Source organism: Pseudoduganella sp. RAF53_2 (assembly GCF_052113985.1).
In the GTDB taxonomy this organism is placed as follows: Bacteria; Pseudomonadota; Gammaproteobacteria; order Burkholderiales; family Burkholderiaceae_D; genus Rugamonas.
The window spans coordinates 1-4,408 of sequence record NZ_JBFRDW010000515.1; the positions used below are offsets into that span (position 1 = coordinate 1).

The following is a 4,408-nucleotide window of genomic DNA, read 5'->3' on the forward strand; positions in this document are numbered from 1 at the left end:
ATCCCTATCGTGCCGCGCGCCGTGATGCTCGGTGAGCTGATGCGCCTGAAGCGCGGTATCGCTATCGCCGGCACCCACGGCAAGACCACGACCACCAGCCTGGTGGCATCCGTGCTGGCACAAGGGGGCCTGGACCCGACCTTCGTGATCGGCGGCCGCCTTACCGCCGCCGGCGCCAACGCCAAGCTTGGCTCGGGCGAGTACCTGGTCGCTGAAGCGGATGAATCCGATGCATCGTTCCTGAACCTGGCGCCGATGATCGAAGTGATCACGAATATCGACGCCGACCACATGGAAACCTACGAGCACGATTTCGAAAAGCTGAAGCAGGCCTTCGTCCACTTCACGCACCGCTTGCCGTTCTATGGCCGCGCCATGCTGTGCATCGACGATCCGCATGTGCGCGCCATCATCCCGCAGGTGACCAAGCCGGTGACGACTTACGGCTTTGCGGAAGACGCCGAAGTGCGCGCCGTGAATGCCCGCGCCGTCGGCACCCAGATGCATTTCACCGTGCTGCAGGAAGGCTATCCGGATCTGGACATCGTGCTGAACCAGCCAGGCATGCACAATGTGCAGAACGCCTGCTCCGCCGTCGCGATTGCGCGCGAGATTGGCGTACCCGATAGCGCCACCCAGGCCGGCCTGGCAGGCTTTGCCGGCGTTGGCCGCCGCTTCACCAAGTATGGCGACATCGCCGCACCGGCCGGGGGCGCCTTCACGCTGGTGGACGACTTCGGCCATCACCCGATTGAAATGGAAGTGACGATTGCCGCCGCGCGCGCCGCCTATCCTGGCCGCCGCGTGCTGCTGGCCTTCCAGCCGCACCGCTACAGCCGCACGCGCGACCTGTTCGAAGACTTTGCAAAAGTATTGAGCACCGTGGATGTGCTGGTGCTGTCCGATGTGTACGCAGCGGGGGAGGCGCCTATCGTGGCTGCCGACGGCCGCTCTCTGGCGCACGCAATCCGCGCGCGCGGCAGGACTGAACCGGTATTCGTCGAAAACATCGCCGATATGCCGGAAACGATCATGAATGTGGTGCGCGACGGCGACGTCGTGCTCACGATGGGCGCAGGCTCGATCAGCGGCGTCCCGGCAAAACTGACTACGTACCAAAAGGTCTGATGTGAAGAAATTGACTCAACAAGAAGCGCAGGCATTCGGCAAGGTGGGCGTGCTGTTCGGCGGACGTTCCGCCGAGCGCGACGTGTCCATCATGTCCGGCAGCGGCGTGCTGGCCGCGCTGCAAAGCCAGGGCATCGACGCCCATGCCTTCGATCCGGGCCAGCGTTCGCTCGCTGAACTGGCTGCCGAAAAATTCGACCGCGTGTTCATCGCACTGCACGGCCGCTACGGCGAAGACGGCAGCATCCAGGGCGCGCTGGAACTGCTTGGCATTCCTTACACCGGCAGCGGCGTGATGGCCAGCTCGGTGGGCATGGACAAGATCACCACCAAGATTCTGTGGCTGCGCGAAAACCTGCCGACGCCGGAATACGCCGTGCTGGGCGCCGACAGCGACCTGGATGCGGAAGCTGCGCGCCTTGGCCTGCCGCTGATCATGAAACCACCGCATGAAGGTTCGACTATCGGCATCACCAAGGTGACCGATAAGGCGCAGTTGAAGACCGCCTATGACGCGGCAGCGGCGCTGGACGACTCCGTGCTGGCCGAAGAATTCGTGGAAGGCCGCGAGTTCACCGTCGCCGTACTGGGCACCGGCAAGGACGCGCGTGCGCTGCCGATCGTGGAGATCGTTGCTCCGCAGGGTAACTACGACTATCAGAACAAATACTTCACCGACGATACACAGTATTTCTGCCCACCGCAGCTGGATCAGGCGATTCAGGATGAAATGCAGCGTATCGCCGTGGAGGCTTACCGCGCCGTGGGTTGCGAGGGCTGGGGCCGCGTGGACGTGCTGATGCGCGCCCGCGACAACAAGCTCTTCCTGCTTGAGGTGAATACCTCGCCAGGCATGACCAGCCATTCGCTGGTGCCGATGGCGGCGCGCGCGACGGGCGTGAGCTATGAAGAGCTGTGCGTGGAAATCCTGCGCACGGCACGCCTGAAACTGGCGAAGAAGTAAGAGGACATCAATGTGGCATGACGCAAAAGCCTTGAATGCAACCGCCGGCGCACTGACTGCGCTGTCGTTGCTGGCTTGCGCGGCGGGCGGCGTATGGTGGCTGGCGCAGCGTCCTGTATTCGATTTGCGTTCCATCCGCGTTGAGACCATGGACAACTCGGAGCTGAAGCATGTGAATGAGCTGACGCTGCGTAACGGTATGTTGGGCCGCATCAAGGGCAACTTCTTCACGACCAACCTGGATAACGTGCGCCAGGTGTTCGAAGCCGTGCCCTGGGTGCGCCGCGCGAGCGTGCGCCGCGAATGGCCGGACCAGCTGATCGTGGCGCTGGAAGAGCATGAAGCCCTCGGCACCTGGGGCGAAGATGGACGCCTGCTCTCGACCAAGGGCGATGTGTTCACCGCCAATCTGGCCGAAGCGGAAGAGGACCATGAGCTGCCGGAGTTCGATGGACCGGATGGCAGCGAGAAGGAAGTGCTGGCGCGTTTCGGTGAGCTGCGCAACTGGTTCGCCCCGATCAAGCTGGCGCCGGAAGGCTTGTCGCTGTCGACGCGCTATGCGTGGACGGTGAAGCTGGACAACGGCATGAGCGTGGCGCTGGGCCGGGAGCAGACGCCCACCACGCTGAAGGAACGGGTAGACCGTTTGGTAGGCATCTGGCCGCAGTTGACGGCCCGCGTACCGAACATTGAAACAGTAGATATGCGCTACCAGAACGGACTGGCATTGAGCGCGGCGGGACTGAAGATTCCGGCAGAAACAAAGAAACGTTGATAAGCAGGCAGAGAGATGACAAAAGACGCTAAAAACCTGATCGTCGGCCTCGACATCGGCACCTCCAAGGTGGTTGCCGTGGTGGCCGAGGTGATGGGCGATGGACGCCACGAAGTAATAGGCCTGGGCCAGCATGAGTCCAAAGGCCTGAAGAAAGGCGTGGTCGTCAACATCGAAGCGACCGTCGAATCGATCCAGCGCGCGCTGGAAGAGGCGGAGCTGATGGCCGACTGCAAGATCCGCAATGTGTATGCGGGCATTGCGGGCAGCCATATCCGCTCCTTCAATTCCAGCGGCATGGTGGCCATCAAGGACAAGGAAGTGACGGCGACCGATGTGGCGCGCGTCATCGAAACGGCGAAGGCGGTGAACATCCCGACCGACCAGCAGCTGCTGCATACGGTGCCGCAGGAATTCATCGTCGACTCGCAGGAAGATGTGCGCGAGCCGATCGGCATGAGCGGCATCCGCCTGGAAGTGAAGGTGCACATCGTGACCGGCGCCGTGAGCGCGGTGCAGAACATCGTCAAGTGCGTGCGCCGCTGCGGCCTGGAAGTGTCGGACCTGATCCTGCAGCCGATGGCCTCGGCCGATGCGGTGCTGACGCCGGACGAAAAAGAACTGGGCGTGGTGCTGATCGATATCGGCGGCGGTACCACCGACGTGGCGGTGTTCTCGGACGGTGCGATCCGCCACACGGCCGTGATCCCGATCGCGGGCGACCAGATCACCAACGACATCGCGATGGCGCTGCGCACGCCGACCTCGGAAGCGGAAGAAATCAAGATCCGCTACGGCGTGGCCAAGCAGGTACTGGCCGATCCGGGTGAGCACCTGGAAGTGCCGGGCCTGGGCGACCGCGGTCCGCGCAATCTGTCGCGCCAGGCGCTGGCTGCCGTGATCGAGCCGCGCGTGGAAGAACTGTTCGCGATGGTGCACCAGGTGGTGCGCGAATCGGGCTACGAAGGCGTGCTGTCCTCGGGCATCGTGCTGACGGGCGGTACGTCGATCATGCCGGGCATGGTCGAAATGGCGGAAGACATTTTCCTGAAGCCGGCGCGCCTTGGCACGCCGGACTATCGCGGCCAGCTGGCGGACGTGGTCCGCAGCCCGCGCTACGCAACGGTTCTGGGTCTGTTGTTGGAAGCGAAGAAGCAGTATCTGCGCGGGCACATCGTGACCCGCCAGGATGGGTCGGTGAAGGCAGTCTGGCAGCGCATGAAAGAATGGTTCTTGGGTAATTTTTAATCGGAATTTTTTGAAATCAACCGCAGTTTTCAATCCCCAGTTCTCCTACAAATATGAGCACTGGCGCTTGAAAACCGCATTCTAGACAGGAGTACATCATGGAGTTTGATATGGTCGATAACGCAACGCTGGGTACGGTCATCAAGGTCGTCGGCGTCGGTGGCGCCGGTGGTAACGCCGTGCAGCACATGATCAATAAGGGCATGAACGGCGTTGAGTTCATTGCCGCCAACACCGACGCACAAGCGCTGGCGACGTCCAAGGCCAACAACATCATCCAGATCGGCGAGACC

General features: G+C 62.3%; 4 protein-coding genes and 1 pseudogene. All 5 read left to right on the plus strand.

Annotation, left to right across the window (positions count from 1 at the left end; translation table 11 throughout):
* Positions 1 to 1,128 (plus strand): UDP-N-acetylmuramate--L-alanine ligase (gene murC, locus AB4Z11_RS24275; protein WP_442028257.1); only part of this gene is annotated, 1,128 nt, incomplete at its 5' end.
* A 10-nt stretch (positions 1,129 to 1,138) separates the two neighbouring features.
* On the plus strand, positions 1,139 to 2,092 hold the full coding sequence (locus AB4Z11_RS24280; protein ID WP_442028259.1) for a D-alanine--D-alanine ligase: 954 nt from the start codon (positions 1,139 to 1,141) through the stop codon (positions 2,090 to 2,092).
* A gap of 10 nt (positions 2,093 to 2,102) precedes the next feature.
* Complete coding sequence (locus tag AB4Z11_RS24285) at positions 2,103 to 2,867, plus strand: cell division protein FtsQ/DivIB (protein WP_442028260.1); 765 nt, start codon at positions 2,103 to 2,105, stop codon at positions 2,865 to 2,867.
* 15 nt (positions 2,868 to 2,882) lie between these two features.
* Positions 2,883 to 4,115, plus strand: a complete 1,233-nt coding sequence (ftsA, locus tag AB4Z11_RS24290; protein ID WP_154375265.1) for a cell division protein FtsA — start codon at positions 2,883 to 2,885, stop codon at positions 4,113 to 4,115.
* A gap of 98 nt (positions 4,116 to 4,213) precedes the next feature.
* Positions 4,214 to 4,408: pseudogene (locus AB4Z11_RS24295) on the plus strand (cell division protein FtsZ); the annotation flags it as partial.